Annotated in this window: 16 protein-coding genes; 4 read left to right on the top strand and 12 right to left on the bottom strand. The window is 62.0% G+C overall.

Features of this window, described 5'->3' with window-relative positions; translation table 11 throughout:
- Positions 1-1,070 precede the first annotated feature (1,070 nt).
- On the top strand, positions 1,071-1,451 hold the full coding sequence (locus tag D9V28_RS15930) for a hypothetical protein (protein ID WP_147440936.1): 381 nt from the start codon (positions 1,071-1,073) through the stop codon (positions 1,449-1,451).
- A 269-nt stretch (positions 1,452-1,720) separates the two neighbouring features.
- Entirely contained in the window at positions 1,721-2,089 is a 369-nt protein-coding gene (locus D9V28_RS07205; RefSeq protein WP_121659067.1) for a hypothetical protein, read from the top strand.
- A gap of 197 nt (positions 2,090-2,286) precedes the next feature.
- Here D9V28_RS07205 and D9V28_RS07200 read toward each other — a convergent pair whose 3' ends face one another.
- Positions 2,287-2,589, bottom strand: a complete 303-nt coding sequence (locus D9V28_RS07200; RefSeq protein WP_147440935.1) for a hypothetical protein — start codon at positions 2,587-2,589, stop codon at positions 2,287-2,289.
- Between the two features lie 283 nt (positions 2,590-2,872).
- Between D9V28_RS07200 and D9V28_RS07195 the strand changes: the two genes are divergently transcribed.
- Positions 2,873-3,067, top strand: coding sequence for a hypothetical protein (locus D9V28_RS07195; RefSeq protein ID WP_147440934.1), 195 nt, complete (start codon positions 2,873-2,875; stop codon positions 3,065-3,067).
- Between the two features lie 42 nt (positions 3,068-3,109).
- Here the strand turns inward: D9V28_RS07195 and D9V28_RS07190 are convergent, their stop codons facing one another.
- Both D9V28_RS07190 and D9V28_RS07185 read right to left on the bottom strand, forming a co-directional pair.
- Entirely contained in the window at positions 3,110-4,453 is a 1,344-nt protein-coding gene (locus D9V28_RS07190) for an ice-binding family protein (RefSeq protein WP_147440933.1), read from the bottom strand.
- Positions 4,454-5,007: 554 nt separating this feature from the next.
- Positions 5,008-6,036 (bottom strand): LacI family DNA-binding transcriptional regulator, encoded by a 1,029-nt coding sequence (locus D9V28_RS07185; RefSeq protein ID WP_121659063.1) that lies wholly within the window; start codon positions 6,034-6,036, stop codon positions 5,008-5,010.
- Between the two features lie 122 nt (positions 6,037-6,158).
- On the opposite strand from D9V28_RS07185, the gene D9V28_RS07180 reads away from it, so the two are divergent.
- Positions 6,159-7,925 carry a glycoside hydrolase family 35 protein gene (locus D9V28_RS07180; RefSeq protein ID WP_121659062.1) on the top strand — a complete coding sequence of 589 codons (1,767 nt, stop codon included), beginning with the start codon at positions 6,159-6,161 and terminating at the stop codon, positions 7,923-7,925.
- Positions 7,926-7,991: 66 nt separating this feature from the next.
- Here D9V28_RS07180 and D9V28_RS07175 read toward each other — a convergent pair whose 3' ends face one another.
- The 9 genes from D9V28_RS07175 to D9V28_RS07135 form a co-directional block, all read right to left on the bottom strand.
- Entirely contained in the window at positions 7,992-8,912 is a 921-nt protein-coding gene (locus tag D9V28_RS07175; RefSeq protein ID WP_121659061.1) for a carbohydrate ABC transporter permease, read from the bottom strand.
- Positions 8,909-9,901: a carbohydrate ABC transporter permease gene (locus tag D9V28_RS07170; protein WP_229727927.1), complete on the bottom strand. Its 993-nt coding sequence runs from the start codon at positions 9,899-9,901 to the stop codon at positions 8,909-8,911. The genes D9V28_RS07175 and D9V28_RS07170 overlap by 4 nt, the downstream gene beginning before the upstream one ends.
- Before the next feature lie 92 nt (positions 9,902-9,993).
- A complete protein-coding gene (locus D9V28_RS07165; protein ID WP_121659059.1) occupies positions 9,994-11,301 on the bottom strand; it encodes an ABC transporter substrate-binding protein in 1,308 nt (435 codons plus the stop codon).
- A 346-nt stretch (positions 11,302-11,647) separates the two neighbouring features.
- Positions 11,648-14,038, bottom strand: a complete 2,391-nt coding sequence (locus tag D9V28_RS07160; RefSeq protein ID WP_121659058.1) for an ATP-binding cassette domain-containing protein — start codon at positions 14,036-14,038, stop codon at positions 11,648-11,650.
- A gap of 81 nt (positions 14,039-14,119) precedes the next feature.
- Positions 14,120-14,530: a VOC family protein gene (locus tag D9V28_RS07155; RefSeq protein WP_121659677.1), complete on the bottom strand. Its 411-nt coding sequence runs from the start codon at positions 14,528-14,530 to the stop codon at positions 14,120-14,122.
- A 5-nt stretch (positions 14,531-14,535) separates the two neighbouring features.
- Positions 14,536-14,985, bottom strand: coding sequence for a helix-turn-helix transcriptional regulator (locus tag D9V28_RS07150; RefSeq protein ID WP_121659057.1), 450 nt, complete (start codon positions 14,983-14,985; stop codon positions 14,536-14,538).
- Entirely contained in the window at positions 14,982-15,839 is an 858-nt protein-coding gene (locus D9V28_RS07145) for a cytochrome c oxidase assembly protein (protein WP_121659056.1), read from the bottom strand. Before D9V28_RS07145 ends, D9V28_RS07150 begins: the two co-directional genes overlap by 4 nt.
- Positions 15,840-15,844: 5 nt before the next feature.
- Positions 15,845-16,345: a DUF2243 domain-containing protein gene (locus D9V28_RS07140; RefSeq protein WP_121659055.1), complete on the bottom strand. Its 501-nt coding sequence runs from the start codon at positions 16,343-16,345 to the stop codon at positions 15,845-15,847.
- Between the two features lie 111 nt (positions 16,346-16,456).
- Complete coding sequence (locus tag D9V28_RS07135) at positions 16,457-17,152, bottom strand: hypothetical protein (protein ID WP_121659054.1); 696 nt, start codon at positions 17,150-17,152, stop codon at positions 16,457-16,459.
- Positions 17,153-17,235: the final 83 nt, after the last annotated feature.

The following is a 17,235-nucleotide window of genomic DNA, read 5'->3' as shown; positions in this document are numbered from 1 at the left end:
ATCGCAAATGGCGGGGCACCACTTTTGGAGTCTAAACACGGAAGGTGAAGGTCATCGGGCCGAGGCGCTCGAACGCATCCGAGACGTGATGCCAGGAGTTCTCCGTCTTCATCTCACTAAGACCGCCCATATCTTGGATGAGATGGTCATTCTTTTAGAGAGGATAGACGAACGGTAGCCGCGGTGGCATCGATTGTTGCAAGGGCGCAATAGCAACCAGAGGCGAGACGCTTGCCCCGAGTACCCGCGACGCACTCACGAACAGCCCGGTTTCTCGCGGCACGTAACGGATTCAGTGCCGGTTTATTCGGAAATAGAGGCCCTTTTCCATAGTGAGGCGTTCGTTGAAACGTGCAGAGACATGTCGGCGACCCCTCGTATCCGGAAACCCCCGATTGCCAGGTTTTCGGCTGGACGAATGGTCCGTTCAAATGTTAAGCGGCGTGGATCGAACGCTGAGCTCGGTGGCAGCGGGTGAACGTTAGCCCGGTGGCGCCTTGGCCTTGGTGCGGAACGGCGCAACTAATCGCTAGCTTCGGAGTCGGACTGCTGGTCGGCGCAACCTGGGCCGGTGTAACGGCCGCCGGAGTGGCTACGTTTGGTGGGAGTGCCAAGCTCACCTCAACGACCCGCGACTTGCTGAGGCCAAATGATGGTTTGCCTGTTAGAAAATGATGACTTCTGCATGAGTAGAAATGGGCCCAGCAAATACGCGGACTATCGAGATAGCTGAATAGCCCACAGTGTGGGTTGGCCTAAGTTCTAATCCGAAGAACAAGCCTCCGAGAAATCGGAGGCTTTTTCGCGTCCAGGCGGCGAATCGGGGTTTAGGGGGTTATAGGCAAGAACGTGCGGATACGCTCGGGCGTGTCATGACCGTCCTGCCCAGCCCGAGCTTGCTCAGTAGCCCTCCTCGGCGCTGATTGCCCACCCTTGCGGAGCCGGTCCTCGGTGAACCACCAGCTGCGCCTGTCCGTGCTGCGCTCCTTCGTGAAATGTCCGTAGGCCTGCCACCAGGCTTCGAGCTTCAACCGCCATTCGATGACGTCCTCTTTCGTACACTCTCCCTCATGACCTACCGATTCTTGTACGAGCTGAGCCACGATGAAGCCCTTCGATATCGTGACGAATTCGAGGCACAGCATTCAGCGAAACTGCGCGAACTCCGGCAGGTGATCGAACGCTCCGGAGGTGATACCGGACCAATGGACGGATCTTTTGAATCTCTGGTGCCGCTCTGGAAGTGGGCCAAACTTCGTTTGGATGCCGGACTACCGGAGCTACCTCCCACATCGAGAAGCCTGGCGACGCGGTTTCAACGGCAGGACGAGGAAGCCAATGGTCCAGTCTCATACCTGGGTGAGCTTCTCGAGCACTATGTCTTTGACGTCGTCGCACATCTTCGCCCGATGCGAGGCTGGCGGTGTACTTCCAGAAGCCGTCGTCTGTAACGGATCTTCAACATCAAGAAACAGTGATTGAGGTTCCCGGGAATGGGATCATGCACATCACCGGGAGATTCCAGCGATTGGCTTCTTCTTACTTGAGAGGGCGAGCATCGAGAGCGGAAGATGCGGCTCTTCAACGACTGGTCGAGCAAATGCTCCCCCCTTCCCGGTCAAGTTCCATCGCACCCGCGCCTCCGGACAATTCGGCACCTTCCCGCCCCGACGGAATTGAACACGCTTTCCATGATTTGAGCGGGACCGGCGATAGCTCCTTGCTGCTGGAGTCTGAGCTGGTCTTCGCTGCGGTCGGGGCCGACACCGAGAACCTCGAGAGTGCTCCCGCATTGGATGCCGCTGTGATCGCGGAGTTGATGAACCGGTACGACTTCGTCACGGCCGAGGGCATCCCGGCGACGGTCGGCGGACTTACGCGTGATGGTATCCACGAATTCGCGAGTTCCGAAACCCCTGCAGCAATCTCAGCTCTGTCCGATGGAGGGGCGCTGCGTGCGCTCTTCATCGAACTCTTGCATCCGGACGATCAACGTGTGCACTCGCTGGTCATGGCATTCGATGCGCTCGGGTCATCGTCCGGATACCGACTTGCGTCGGAGGACGCGATGACCGAGCACGATTCGTGACTCCGAAGTATGGTGACAGGTTTGAAGCCTGCACGGGTGATCCTGGAGCACTTCGCGATTACGAGTTGGGCACTCCTTACTCTCGGCTAGCCGATGCGAGCCGAGTGCGTGTTTTCTGCGGTTGACGCGGGATTTCCGCACGCAGTGACTCAAGAGGCGGAGCGGTCGGCACGAGACCTCCGTGTATTAAGCGGGCTTCATCTCGAGACCCGCGCCAGCTGCGAGGTGCGCACGTGCCTGTTGTGTAGCGCTATGACCATCAGGCGAGGCGCAAACACGAAACTGATGAAGAAGACGGCTGGGGTCCCCCAAGCGATGACGAGGAAAACCGCTCCCGCTAAGACGAGGAGGCTGGCCGCCAGTCCCACGACGACGTTGGCCAGCGGTTGTCCATAACCACGGTTGCGTTTCCGCAGGGATATTTGCTCACGGCCCGCAGTCTGCGATTCCAACATGCCGGCTGCCGTGGACACGGTGAGGCCGACGGCGAGAAGAGTCACGCCAACGACGATTACCAAGGCAACACCGCCGCAAACCCCAAGTCCACGTTGACTCCCCTCTATGGTCCTCAGTGAAACGGACGGCGGCGTGCGTGAATAGTCTCCAGTTTGGGGCGGGCGGGATCGCATCGAAGACACCGTCGGAGTACCGGTTTTGCACATTGCGGATGCCGCTGCCCTGATCGTTTGAGAGACGGGTCCGAGGCGCGTCGCATCCCTGGGCACCGCTTTCACGATGGAGCGCGATTTTTCTCGGGACCGCCTCGCAACGCGAGGAATCGACGTGATCGTGCCGACGGCATCCGCTCGTGAATTCGTGCACCGGGTCATGATCGAGGAACTTGTGCTCGGAGTAGCAGGCATCACCCTGGGTTGCTCCGAGATCGAGTTGTTGATCGAAGCGACCGACAGCGGTACCGGTGTTTCCGACGATGCGCATCCAGGCGCAGGCGGCCGTCGAACTAGCTCTCTCAGGTGACTAGCGCCGACGCCGAGGACCCGCTGACTGCGTCTTCGAAGCTCAGCGACCCGCGGGGCTCTCGACGCGGCCACGTGCACGCTTCGTTCGACGACCGATCAAGAGGAACACTCCGACCAGCATCAACGCTGCGGCCCAGGAGAGGACCGCGGGCATCTCGGTTTCGGTACCTGTAGCCGCGAGCTCATCAATGGACGTCGCCCCGTTTGTCACGCGTTCAGCAGAGAACGGGGTTTCGTTGATGGGTAACTCTGCTGTTGGAGCCGCTTCGTTCGTCGGCGGAACGATTCCACGAGAACCGGGTCCCGCCGTCGGCGGAACAATTCCACGAGAACCGGGTCCCGTCGCCGCCGGTGCATCGGCGGCGGACGTTTCAAAGGTGACGATGGAAGAGACGACGGGCGTGACACCGTTGCTCGCCGTGATCGTTACGGTTGTTTGGCCTGGGGCCGTGGGCGTTCCCGAGATGACGCCGGTTGCGCTGTCGAGTTCCAGTCCGGTTGGCAGTTCGCCGCCCGTCACGCTGTAGGTCGGGGCGGGTGTGCCCGTTGCCGTTACGGTGTGGGTATAAGGCGTCCCAACCGTCGCACTCGCCGGCGGAGTCGATGTGAACGCTGGACTGTCAGTTTCGACGGGCGTTGAAGCTGGCTCGCAACCGGTCGGCGCCGTGATGAAGTTGTTGTCCAGAGTGACGGCGGCTGTGCTGGCCAGGAGGCGACCACGAATCGTCGCCCCGGTGTTCGCCGTGACTGCCGTGTTTGCCATGACCGTTCCTACGAAATCTGCATTGGTGCCGATTGTTGCCGAGCTCCCGACCTCCCAGAAGACGTTGCAAGACGATGCGCCTCCTGTCATCTGAATCTGTGACCCGGACCCGACCGTGAGCGTGCTCGACGCTTGGAATACCCAGATTGATTCAGCGGTTCCGGCGAGGGTCAAGAGTCCGCCGCTGTTGAGCGACAACTCGCCGCCCGAATACACTCCAGGCGTCAAGGACATGCCCGACAGATTCGCCAACCCAGAGGTCGTGGGGGTCAGGCTTGCGGCGGCATTGATGGCAGTGGTGAGGTCAAGCTGCGCCTCACTCGCCACCTCATCTGCGCGGTGAATGGTGCCAGTAGCCAAACCGGCCGGTGGTCCCTCGAATCCGGTGATGGATGAGCCTGCGCTGACCCCGACGTCCCCGTTGACGACGGTCAGGCCGGTGTTTGTCACAGTACTTCCACCCAGGACGCCGAAGGTGGTCGCCGTGCCCAGGTCGATTGGCCCATCAATTGTGGTCGCGGCTACAGCTGCAGATTCGGACGCTACGCTGACCCCGATCGCGATGCAGCCTGCCAGCAATACCTGACCCAGGTGTTTGGTGAACGATTTTTCAGATACCACGACAGCCCCCAGACTGTACGAAAAGGGCCGGTACACACGAGATTGCAGCGCCGCTTACCTCTATTAGTCGTAAGGAATAGCACGACATCCGCGCCAACCCTAATCCTGGCCCCTGGTCGGGGGGTGCGCCATTTCGCGCCACGGGGAGCTTATGAAGCCACGATCGGCGGGAAGATGTTGGCCAAGATCTGTTGGGGTTAAGCGTGCGAAGCGTTAGTACTCCCGATGATCAGGTTCGCCCTGACCTCACCGCGCCGGATTGTTCGCGAACGTTGTCCCGATGAGAGGATAAAAACCCCGCTCTCGATGATGCCGACCGTGAGTGCGAGCGGTGTGAAGAGGTCAGTGGTTTGTGGTTCACCACGCGAGACCAACCCTGATCAGGTGGTTGCTGCACGCTCACAGAACATTCTCAGCAGCCGACGCCAGCACGCGCCGGAGCTCGCGGCAGATGGCAGGCACGACCTCGTGAGGTGCGGGACTGCGTTCGCGAAGAAGGCGCTGGGGAGCGCAGCAATGGCGTGTCCGACAAATAGTCATTCACAGTCCCCGTTTTACGTGGACGGCGCAGGGGGCCGCGCCGTCGAAGCACGCACAATGAGTTGCGGGTGCAGCGGCTCCACCGGGCTCGGTTCGCGCTTCTCAATCATGTCGATTACTCGTGTCGCGGCTGCGCGCCCGACCTTCTCGAACGGTTGCCCCACCGTCGTCAGCGCCGGTGCTGCGTATGCGGCAAGCGCGATGTCGTCCACGCTCACCACCGACACCTCATCCGGCACAATGCGGCCAGCCTCGTGCAGAGCCCGGATGACGCCAAAGGCCATCTCGTCACTGGACACGAAGACGGCAGTTGCGTCCGGAATTGCCGCGAGCGTCCGGCCGGCGCGATAGCCCGACTCGGGCGACCAGTCGCCTGGAAGGACCGGCGGTGGAGTTGCACCGTGCTCGCGGAGGACAGCTTCCCATTCCTCGCGCCGTGCCTTCGATTCCTGCCAGAAATCATCTCCTGACACGTGCCACACGGAGCGGTGGCCCAGCTCGAGCAGATGCTCGGTTGCCGCCCGCGCGATGGCTCGTTGGTCCACGAGCGCATCGATGCCCATGCTGTCTGCCTGCCGATGCCCGACCGTCGGAGTTCGCTCGGTTCGAGTACCCAGCGCCTCGGCGAGGTAACCGACAGGGGCGAGGATGACGATCCCCTCACATCCCTGGCGTTCCAGTCGCTCGAAAGCCTCGATGAAGGAAGCCGGGGTGGAGTGGTGCGGCACGCTGGCCGTTGTGACGGTGTACCGGGACTCCGCGGCGACGGACTCAACCCCGAGCAGGATTGCACTGGTCGAGTACCGGTCGGACGAGACCAGGATCACCCCAAGCGTTCTGGTGCGACCGGAGGCGAGTGATGCCGCTGCGGCATGCAGACGGTAACCGACCGCATCGACCGCGGTCATGACGCGGCGCGCCGTCTCCGGGCGGACGTTCGATTGGCCGGAGATCACCCGAGACACTGTCTGGGCTGAGACACCAGCAGCCCTCGCGACATCTACCTGACTTGGCGACCTATCTTCGGGCGAGCGACGTGGCATTCCCCCATCGTAGTGAGCGTTCACTCAATTCCCTCATGAAAGCCCCCCGTGGCCCGAAATCACGGTAATGTTATCGCAAACATACTTGCGCAAGCCGCGCTTGATCGGAGGACTGAACCAAGATGAGTGTCACGACTACTCGGGAGACTGGCGTCCCGCTCGCAGCCCTCTCGTACGACGACGATGTCCTGCGACGCGCGGGTCGCGAGCACCGGATGCTTTCCGGTTCGGTGCACTACTTCCGCGTGCATCCCGACCAGTGGGAAGACCGACTTCGACGTCTTGCGGCTATGGGGGCCAACACGGTCGACACGTACATTCCGTGGAACTTTCACGAGGAGACCGAAGGTGAGCCGCGATTTGATGGGTGGCGTGACGTCGAAGCCTATATTCGCCTCGCCGGCGAGCTCGGGCTCGATGTTTATGTGCGCCCGAGCCCTTACATCTGTGCAGAGTGGACCAATGGTGGTCTCCCAACATGGCTGACTGGACGGACTTCAGGAGTGCGGACCAGTGACCCGGAATTCTTGCGGGCAGTCGACGCCTGGTACGAAGAGTTGTTGCCGCGATTGGCGCCCCTGCAGGCAGTGCATGGTGGCCCGATCGTTGCCTTCCAGGTTGAGAACGAATACGGCTCGTTCGGATCGGACCGTGCGTATCTGGAACACCTCCGTGACCTCGTTCGGGCTCACGGGATCGTCGAACTCCTCACCACAGCGGATGGAACCACCGCGGACATGGTCAGGAATGGGTCGATTGACGGCGCCATGCCGACGTTCACCTTCGGTACCGGCGTGGAGGCGGCTCAGGAGCTTCTTCCCGACGCGACCCCGCTTCTCTGCAGTGAACTGTGGGGTGGATGGTTTGACCACTGGGGTGAACGCCACCACGTTCGACACGCGTCCAGCACGGCAGGCACCGTCGAAGAACTTCTCGCCGCCGGCGGTTCGGTAAGCCTCTACATGGCGCACGGCGGAACGAACTTCGGACTCTGGAACGGAGCAAACTGGGACGGAGTGCTTCAGCCGACGATCACGAGCTATGACTCAGACGCCCCCATCGCCGAAGATGGCCGCCTTACTGCGAAATTCGAGGCCCTCCGCGAGTTGTTCGCTCCGTTCCACGATGGACCGCTGCCCGAGCTGCCCGCTGCACCCCGCTTCCAGGAATCGCGAACCGCTCCGTTGACTCCCGAGGTGTCGCTGATTGATGCTGTGCGTTCCCTGCCAGCCGGCCCGAAGCATCCGCTGCCCCTCACATTTGAGGAACTGGGCGTCTCAGACGGAATCGTTGCTTACGAGAGTGTCGTCGACCTTCCGGGTTCAACGACTCTGGCGATCGATGGGCTCCACGATCGGGCCATCGTCTTCGTCGATGGTGAACGTCTCGGCACGCTCGAGCGGGATGGCCAGACCAGCCTGGAGATCGCCGGCCCCGCCCGTTCCGGCATCCTCACCATCGTGGTGGAGAGCCTCGGCCGCATCAACTACGGCGCGAAGCTGGGCGAACGCAAGGGAATTCTCGGCGGCGTACTGCTTGGCCGACGGTTGGCACATGGGTGGACCCACCGCGTTCTTCCGCTCGACGGTCAACCGCTTATCGGAGAAGTTGGCACCGACGGATTCGCGAGTGCGGAATTCGACCTTCCCGCTGCCGCCGATGCGTGGCTCGCGTTCCCTGGCGGTGTTAAGGGGATGGTCTGGGTGAACGGCTTCCTCATCGGCCGCTACTGGAGCGTTGGTCCTCAGGAGACGCTCTACGCGCCGGCGCCGCTGTGGCGCGAAGGACGCAATGAGGTGCGTGTTCTCGACCTTGAACAACTGGGTGGTGCAATCGAGGTTCGCGATCGAGCGGAGCTCGGCGAGGTCGAAGAGTTCATCGGCTCCTAACCGACTTAACGACGAAGGCTCCGTGGCGAATGCCACGGAGCCTTCGTCGTTAACGAGGGTAGGTATCTAGCCCTTGACCGCTCCCGCGGCGAGGCCGGACTGGAAGTACCGCTGCAGGGTGAAGAAGAGCAGGATGAGCGGCACAACGCCGAGCAACGCTCCGAGCATGACCGCACCCTTGTCGGGGGCGAAGTAGCTGACCATGCCGAACAGACCCAGCGTGACGGGCTTCAGCTCCTGCGACGAGACCATCAGCAATGGCAGCAGGAAGTTGTTCCAGGTGGCAACGAAAACGAACAGGAAGATCGTCACCATAGCGGGCGCCAGAAGGCGAAGCACGATGGTGAAGAAAATGCGCGTCTCCCCGGCCCCGTCGATGCGGGCGGCCTCGAGCAGTTCGCTTGGCACCGATGACTCCGCGTAAACCATGGCCAGGAAGACACCGAACGGCGAAACCGCCGATGGAATGATGATCGCCCAGACGGTGTCAACGAGGCCAAGCGCCTGGAACTCGAGGTAGAGGGGAACCGTCAACAACGCCACTGGGAGGAGCAGCCCCGCCATGATCACGCCGACCGCAATTTGCTTTCCGGGGAAGTCAAACTTCGCGATAGCGTAACCCGCCATGACCGCGAACAGCGTGCCGATCAGTCCGGCGGTCAGCGAATAAAAGATGGAGTTGCCGACCCATTGCCAGAACAGGCCCTGGGTCCAGCTCATCAGACTCTCGTAGTTGGTGACGAGGTTCCAATCAGCAAACCAGAAGCCGAACGTCGACGACAGGTCGCGGTTGTTCTTCGTCGCAGCGAACATCACCCACACCACAGGAGCGACGAAGTACAGCGTCGCGACAACGAGGGCGCCGATACCTGCTACCCGGGCGACCGGTCCAGGGAGAACAGACTTGGGTGGGAGATCGGCAGCGGGTGCCTTCTGGCGACGTTCTTTTTGAGGACGCTTAGGGACGGTGACGAGGTCGACGCTCACGCGCTTGCTCCCTTCCGGCGCTGCAGCAGCGCGTAGACAATTGCCAGGGCACCAGCGATCGCTGCCATCAGCAGAGAGTATGCCGAGGCGGGGCCGGTTCCTGACGGTGAAATCGCACCCATCATCGAGTTGTATGTGAGCATCATCGGCGTGTATGCCTTACCCATCCATGGGTTAGCGGCTTCCATGACGACCGGTTCGTTGAAGAGCTGCACAGTGCCGATGATGGAAAGCAGAACGGCCAGCAGTGCTGCCGAACGCACAAGAGGCACCTTGATCTTCATCGCGATCTGCCAGCCGGATGCGCCGTCGAGGCGAGCAGCCTCGTAGAGTTCGCGCGGCACGGTCTGAAGGGCGGCAAGGAAGATGAGCATGTTGTAGCCCGTGTAAGTCCAGGTGGTCATATTCGACATCGAGAGCAGAACTGTGCCCGGGCCCATAAGGTCCGTTCCCTCGGGCAGCAGTTGCATGAAGGGAGACACCTCGGGCGTGTAGAGGTAGAGCCACATCATTGCGGCGATAACGCCCGGGATGGCATACGGCAGGAAGAAGGCCAGACGGAACACCGTTGGACGGCGCACGAGGAAGGAATCGAGCAGGAGAGCGAGGCCTAGTGCTGCAACGATCATGACCGGAATCTGGAAGAGCGCGTAGAGCGTCACCCGGCCCATGCCAAGCCAGAAGACGTCGCTACCCAGGGCGAGAGCGAAATTGTCGAACCCGACGAAGGTGTCAACGATTTCACCGCCACCGTAGAGACCGTCGCCGGCGGGCTTCTGGGCGAAGAGCGCTGATCGGATGGACACTCCGATGGGAACAACGAAGACGACGATGAACAGGATGGCGAATGGCGCCATGAACAGCCAACCGGTCGCCGCCTGAGAGCCGAAGCGACGCTTACGTTTTGCGTTCACTGGACGCGCCGGTGGGGCAGCGGGTTTCCGCTCAGGCGGAGCGCTCTCGGGGAGTGCGTTGGTGGTCATAGTCATGAACGTTCTGTCTCCTTCAACCGTGAATGGCCGGCGGGCCACACGTGCTGAGCGTGTGGGCCGCCGGCCCGGTAATTATTTTGCGTTTAGCGTCACTTGTTGGTCGGCAGTCCGAGGTCCTCGAGGGTTTCGAGTGCCGTCGTGCCTGCTGTCGTGAAGATGTCAGCGACAGTGGCGGAGCCGCCCGCAACGTTTGAAGCCGTTTCATTCATCTTGGTCAGCGAGGCAAAGCCCGGTGCGTAGACGAAGTCCGGGTTCAGGTTGGCGGATGCCGTTGCCAGCTCAGCGAGGACGTCCTGGCCTCCGAACTGGCGGAGCATCTTCTCGCTCGTCTCAGGTGTGCCGTTTGCGGCGATAACGAGGCCCTGCGAAGCGAGGTCGTCGGTCTGGGTGTTGAACCAGGCGTTGAACTTCATCGCTTCGGCCGGGTGTTCGCAACCCTTCATCACCGCGACGCCGGAACCGCCGTCGGGGCCGGTGACTGCACCTGCGCCGAAGTCGGGCAGCTGCGCGACGCGCCACTGGCCTTCAGCAGGTGTTCCGTCGAGCGAGTCGAGGAGGAAGCCGGCTTCCCATGCTGCGCCGACGTGGCCGATGAGGGCTCCGTCATTGAGCGCCTGAGTGAAGCCTTCGCCCCAACGCTCTGTCACCAGAGTCTGCTTGTTGTCGACAAGACCCTGCCAGAATGCGGCAACCTTCTGGCTTCCGGGTCCTTCGGTCTCAACGGTCCAGCCATCGTCGGTCGACCCGAACCAAACATCGCCTGCTGCGGCAGACTGGGCGGACAACCAGGACAGTGCTTCGTCAGGTGTGAACGCCGCTGCGTACTTTCCGGCAGCTGCTGCTGTTGCCGCGTGGGTACCCAGTTCTTCGAGCGTCGCTGGGACGCTGAGTCCAAGCTCCTTGAATGCCGTGTCGTTGTAGTAGTACACGAGGGGGCCGGTGTCCTGCGGCAGGCCGACGACCGCGTCGCCAACGGTCATCATCGCGTAGGCGCCTTCGGAGAAGTCATCGGCGTACTTGGCTGCTTCGTCAGCTACGTCTTCGACCAGCCCCTTGACGAACATCTGCGGCACTTCGGAGTATCCGAGCTGCGCGAGGCAGGAAGCCTTGCCAGCCTTCACGTCAGTTTCGAGCTTCAGGATCATGTCGGTGGCAGCACCGTCGAACTTGGTTGCCTTGACCTGGATGTCCGGGTTCTCCTCATTCCACCTGTCAACGATTTCGTTGACCGGTGTCATGCCCTCGCCATCGGGAAGACGGTGAAGGTACTCGATCTCGACGGCGTCGCCGTTCGAGTTAGCTGAACCGCCGCTGCTGCAGGCCGCAAGCCCGAACGCGGAAATCGCCGCCACAGCCGTGACGGCTGTGAAACGCGCGAAGCGAGTCCTTGATGTCATCTGTCGCTCCTCTTTGAGAGATTCCGCCTCGACCGGCGAGGCGAATCCGTTGTCGGCCCCGAGCGTTATGGTGCACCGCGTCGCTGCCGAACTAATGAATGTTTGCGCTCACACTATCGTGATATCGCGGAAACGCCAACAGGATTGAGCGGATTCACACCCGCAAAAGATAGCGCAAACACCGAGCGAATTTTCGAACGGATGCTCCGCGCGGGTTTCGAACGAAACATCAGTTTGAGAAGTGCTCGGCAGCGGCTTCACGGAGGCAGAGCTCGGCGACCGTTCCCGGTCGCCCCGCCTCGCGCGGTCCGCGGCTGCGGTTGTTCGCAGCAGCGTGAGGTGAAAGCTACGCGCCGACGTATGTGGCGAGGTGCTCGCCCGTCAGGGTCTTGCGTTGGGCGACGAGGTCGACAGGGCTTCCCTCGAAAACGATGCGCCCGCCGTCGTGGCCGGCGCCGGGGCCGAGGTCGATAATCCAGTCGGCGTGTGCCATAACCGCCTGGTGGTGCTCCACAACGATGACCGATTTGCCGGAGTCGACGAGCCTGTCGAGCAGCCCAAGCAGGTTCTCGACATCAGCCAGGTGCAATCCCGTGGTCGGTTCATCGAGGATGTAAACGCCGCCCTTCTCACCCATCTGTGTGGCCAGTTTCAGCCGCTGACGCTCGCCACCGGACAGCGTCGTGAGAGGCTGCCCCAGACTCAGATAGCCGAGTCCGACATCAGCCAGCCGGTCGAGAATCGCATGGGCAGCCGGCGTGCGTGCATCCCCGCTTCGAAAGAACTCCTCCGCCTCAATCACAGACATCCCGAGCACCTCGCTGACATCGCGGCCACCGAGACGATATTCGAGAACGGATGCCTGGAATCGCTTGCCTTCGCAAACCTCGCATGGCGATTCGACAGTCGCCATCATTCCTAGGTCGGTATAGATCACCCCGGCACCATTGCAGTTGGGGCATGCACCTTCTGAGTTGGAACTGAACAGAGCAGGCTTCACTCCGTTGGCCTTCGCAAAAGCCTTGCGAATCGGCTCGAGCATGCCGGTGTATGTGGCCGGGTTGCTCCGCCGTGATCCGCGAATGGCGCCCTGGTCAATGGACACGACCCCGGCGCCCGCTGGGATTGATCCGTGCAGAAGAGAACTCTTGCCCGAGCCCGCCACTCCGGTGACGACGACGAGTTGGCCGAGTGGAATGTCCACGTCGACGTTCTTCAGGTTGTGAGCGGTCGCACCACGGATCTCGAGTTTGCCGGTTGGTTGGCGAACCGTGGGTTTGAGAGCCACTCGATCGGCGAGGTGGCGACCGGTCAGCGTGTCGCTCAAGCGCAGCTCGTTCAGATCCCCCTCAAAGCAGATGGTGCCGCCCGCCGTGCCTGCGCCGGGCCCAATGTCTACGACGTGGTCGGCGATGGCAATCATTTCCGGCTTGTGTTCGACAACGAGCACGGTGTTTCCCTTGTCGCGAAGCCGCAGCAGGAGTTCGTTCATCCGCTGGATGTCGTGCGGGTGCAGGCCGATGGTGGGTTCGTCAAAGACGTAGGTGACGTCGGTCAGCGAAGAGCCGAGGTGACGGATCATCTTGGTTCGCTGCGCTTCACCACCGGAGAGAGTGCCAGCTGGTCGGTCGAGCGACAGGTAGCCGAGGCCGATCGTCACAAACGAGTCGAGGGTTTCCTGCAGGGCCACGAGAAGGGGTGCGACGGATGGCTCGTGAAGTCCGCGTACCCACTCGGCCAGATCACTGATCTGCATGGCACATGCCTCGGCGATGTTGATTCCGGCGACGCGGGAGGACCGGGCGCCCTCGTTCAGTCGGGTTCCGTTGCACTCGGGGCAGACGGTAAAGGTGACAGCGCGATCGACAAAAGCCCGGATGTGCGGCTGCATCGCTTCCCTGTCCTTGGATAGGAAGGATTTCTGGACCTTGGGAATCAGCCCTTCGTAGGTCATGTTGATGTCGCCGACCTTCACCTTGACCGGCTCCTTGTAGAGGAAGTCGTTCAGTTCCCTCTTGGAGTAATCGCGAATCGGTTTGTCCGCATCAAGGAAACCGGAGCCGGTGAAGATCTTCACGCCCCACCCGTCGGCCGTGTAGCCGGGAATCGTCATCGCTCCCTCGGCAAGGGACTTGGAATCGTCATAGAGCTGCGTCAAGTCGATGTCGTTGACGGTTCCCATGCCTTCGCAGCGGGGGCACATTCCGCCGGTGATCTCGAAGCTGCGACGTTCCTTCGTCGTCTTGCCGCCGCGCTCAACAGTGACGGCGCCTGCTCCGCTGATGGAAGCGACGTTGAACGAGAACGCCTGCGGTGATCCGACGTGTGGCTGGCCGAGGCGGCTGAAGACAATACGCAGCATGGCATTGACGTCAGTCGCCGTGCCAACCGTAGACCGAGAGTTGGCTCCCATTCGCTCCTGGTCCACGATGATTGCCGTGGTCAGGCCTTCCAGGACATCGACGTCAGGGCGCGCCAGGTTGGGCATGAAGCCCTGAACGAATGCGCTGTATGTCTCGTTGATCATCCTCTGGGACTCGGCGGCAATGGTGCCAAAGACCAGCGAGCTCTTGCCGGATCCCGAGACCCCGGTGAACACCGTCAATCGACGTTTCGGGATGTCGATGCTGACGTCCTTGAGGTTATTGACCCGGGCTCCCTGAACGCGGATCAGATCGTGCGTGTCAGCGGGGTGCGATCCAGTCGGCTGCTTGTTCTCGTCGGTCGCGATGCTCATCGTGTCTCTTTCCGTCATTGGGCGGCCGGCTGTATCACCGCAGGCGACTGCCCGTCCCGAGCATACGACCCGTCGGGTAAGTCAGGACAGCTCCTGCAGGCGAATCATGTTGCCTGCGGGGTCGCGGAAGGCGCAGTCACGGATGCCGTATGGCTGGTCTGTCGGTTCCTGCACCACCTCGACGCCGCTGGCCTCCAACTTGGCGAAGGTGTCGTCGAGGTCGGGTGTCGCGAGGTTCACGCCGAAGTAGCTTCCCTTGGCGATCAATTCAAGCAGGGTTCGACCCTCCTCCTCGGTGATTCCGGGCGCTGCGGTCGGTGGCATCAGCACGATTGAGGTGTCCGGCTGGTTAGGCGGCCCAACGGTGATCCAGCGCATCTCCTTGTAGCCAACGTCATTGCGAATCTCGAACCCGAGGACATCGCGATAGAAAGCGAGGGATGCGTCTGCGTCGGTGTGCGGCAGGAACGATTGGTGGATTGTGATTGTCATGTGGGTCACGCTAGTTCCGGCTGCAGCGCCCGCGCTTCTCGATTCCTGACCGGTTTCGTGACCTGCTTTGCCACACACGGGGCCATCGTTATCGGTGAGCCAGCGTTCTGTTTTCGGTACACGCTCGGCGGCACGCCGACAAGCTCGGTGAAGCGGGTGCTGAACGTGCCGAGTGATGAGCACCCGACGGCGAAGCAGATGTCGGTCACGCTAAGGTCGCTGCCACGCAATAACGCCATTGCTCGCTCAATGCGTCGCGTCATCAGGTAGGAGTATGGCGACTCGCTGTAGGCGAGCCGGAACTGGCGGCTCAGGTGACCGGCAGACATATTGGCGCCGCGTGCGAGCGCCTCGACGTCGAGCGGCTGGGCGTACTCCCGGTCGATTCGGTCTTTCACTCGCCGCAGCTGGGCCAGGTCGAGCAGGCGCTGTGCGTCAACGGATCTGCTTGTCACACGCCCGATCGTGCCACTCGACGTGCGCGTTGTCCAGCGTTTTGCGGCCGCGGAGCTGGTGAACTGACAGGGAGAGCATCGGTCGTTCGGGCCAATTGCCTGCCGGCTGAGCGATACCACTGGAGGCACAGGACCCCGATCAGGATGGCGTCGGCCAGGTCACCCCCGTAGTACATCAGCATGCTGCCAGACTGAGCCTGGGCGACCGGGATCCCCGTCGGCGGGTGCGCGTACAGGTACTTCGCCAGAATGCCGTGGCCGGCGAGGGCCGCGACCAGCACGCCGGCCCGTATCGGGAAGCTCGCTCGGTGTGGGTTGGGATCCCATCCGACCAGCGAAGCGACGAACAGGTAACCGGCGAGCAGGAAGTGCACGTTGACGAGCAGATGGAAGAACGGACTGCCGGTCATTAGGTCGAACAGGGGCGTCGTGTAGAGAATCCAGAGGCTCGCGACGTTGAGAACCGCGGCGCTGACCGGATGGGAGACGACCATTACCGGCACGCTCCGGAGCACTCGGGACAGACGGCGGGCCTGGCGGGGCTCGAGTGCTCGCAGGGCCAGGGTGACCGGCGCCCCGGCGACCAGAAGCAGGGGTGCAAGCATGCCGATGAGCAGATGGCCGGCCATATGGGCGGGGAAGTTGTCGTGGGCGGCCTCGGCGAGGGGTCCGAGCAACGCGGCCGCCCCAACGCCCAGTCCGGCCACCCAGGCGGCCGCATGGACCCCCGGCCAGCCGCGTCCCCTTCGTCGCGCTGCGACGACCCCGCCGAAGTAGAGGCACGCGACCGCTACCACCCCGGCCCCGGCCAGCAGATCGAGCGAGAGCAAACCCGTGTTTCCGTGACCGTGCATGTCGGCTAGCTTGACGAGATCGCGCTGCGCCGGGTGATGGTGAGGAGAATCGCGCCAGCCACAAGCATGACGACGGCCGTGATGTTCCACACGAGGTCGTATGTCAGGAGGTCAGGGACGTACCGAATCTGGTGAATCCCCAACAGTTTGTGCTGGACGGTTCCGTCGTAAAGCTGAAACGCGCCAGCGCCAACGAGAACGCCGCCCCACCAGCGTTTGGCCCATAGCGCGCCCCGCCTTCGCAGATCAGCGAAGAGGAAGAGCCCCGCTATTGTGGCGAACCAACTAATCGCGTGGAAGATGCCGTCTGACACCAGTCCAATGTCTGGCGTGGACAGGTCGTAGAAGTGGTGCCAGTGGAGAAGCTGGTGAAACACCGCCTCATCCACGAAGGCGACGATGCCGACTCCGAAGAGAATTCCGGACCAGGCGTTCTGGGCTGAGCGTGCGGCGCGAGCCGAAGCGAGTTCCTGCAGGTTCGGCTCTGATGAAGAGGTGGTGGCCATGAAACTCTGTCCGTTCGCGAAAAGTACCGGGATTCCACTCTCGGTTCTCTGGCGCGAAAAAAGATAGGCGTTCCTATCGGCACCGCGATCTGTTAGCGGTCGGCTGAAGCGTCAGTAAACGAAGCGAAGCGCGAGTGCACAGCCGATGGACTGGCCCTCGATCTCGGCATAGTCGAGGACTTCGCCCGTCAACACTTCTTCGCGTCCGTTGAAGAGCTCGGCGGCGCGGTGGGCGATCAGAGCGGCGTCAACGTCACCCGTGATGTCGACGGCGTTGATGCTGAGGTTCATGCCGTACTCGTTCGTGGCCTGGCTGCTGGTGCGGGTGATCACAGACACCACTTCGCGATCCAGGCGCGACTTGAGGGAAACATCCGTTCCGCGTGCGAGCACAAGAACCTGCGCTGGCTGGGCCAGCAGGGGGAGGAGGTCGTGCAGTGTGCTCGAGAGTGTCGTCGCGAACTCCTTGCGCGTGCGACGGTCGGAGAGGCTTGTCGTGTCAACGGTCAGGACGACACCCGTTGCCTCGTTTTCCTTGAGTGAGGCGGCGCAGCTTGAGATCTCACTGGCGCGGACCGTGTCGACTCCGTGGTCGGACAGCTCCGTCACGATCGCGTCGAACGTGCCACCGCCCTCGCCGAGCACGAGAACCCGCGGCGTCGCTTCAGCGTAGGACGAGCCCGCGCGGGCGCGAGGCGGAGCCTCCGTGTTGACCCGGAAGGCGTCCCAATCGACTGCGGGCAACTCCCGGTCGATGACCGCGGAGCCTGTCTGCGCTGAGGCAGTTGTCTTGACTTTGCCGAACACGAGGGTCGAGCTTACACACCGGGTATCAAAATGCCTATGCAGCGCTCACTGAATACTCAGGGAGCGAGTGTGCCGGCCCACAA

This window comes from Mycetocola zhadangensis (genome assembly GCF_003668565.1).
In the GTDB taxonomy this organism is placed as follows: Bacteria; Actinomycetota; Actinomycetes; order Actinomycetales; family Microbacteriaceae; genus Mycetocola_A; species Mycetocola_A zhadangensis.
This window is presented reverse-complemented; position numbering and strand designations above follow the sequence as displayed.

What these genes read in the sequence shown, in the direction of transcription:
- D9V28_RS15930 (WP_147440936.1), top strand. Translation starts at nt 1,071, where the DNA reads ATGACCTACCGATTCTTGTACGAGCTGAGCCACGATGAAGCCCTTCGA.
- D9V28_RS07185 (WP_121659063.1), bottom strand. Translation starts at nt 6,036, where the DNA reads ATGCCACGTCGCTCGCCCGAAGATAGGTCGCCAAGTCAGGTAGATGTC.
- D9V28_RS07180 (WP_121659062.1), top strand. Translation starts at nt 6,159, where the DNA reads ATGAGTGTCACGACTACTCGGGAGACTGGCGTCCCGCTCGCAGCCCTC.
- D9V28_RS07170 (WP_229727927.1), bottom strand. Translation starts at nt 9,901, where the DNA reads ATGACTATGACCACCAACGCACTCCCCGAGAGCGCTCCGCCTGAGCGG.
- D9V28_RS07165 (WP_121659059.1), bottom strand. Translation starts at nt 11,301, where the DNA reads ATGACATCAAGGACTCGCTTCGCGCGTTTCACAGCCGTCACGGCTGTG.
- D9V28_RS07160 (WP_121659058.1), bottom strand. Translation starts at nt 14,038, where the DNA reads ATGAGCATCGCGACCGACGAGAACAAGCAGCCGACTGGATCGCACCCC.
- D9V28_RS07155 (WP_121659677.1), bottom strand. Translation starts at nt 14,530, where the DNA reads ATGACAATCACAATCCACCAATCGTTCCTGCCGCACACCGACGCAGAC.
- D9V28_RS07145 (WP_121659056.1), bottom strand. Translation starts at nt 15,839, where the DNA reads ATGCACGGTCACGGAAACACGGGTTTGCTCTCGCTCGATCTGCTGGCC.
- D9V28_RS07140 (WP_121659055.1), bottom strand. Translation starts at nt 16,345, where the DNA reads ATGGCCACCACCTCTTCATCAGAGCCGAACCTGCAGGAACTCGCTTCG.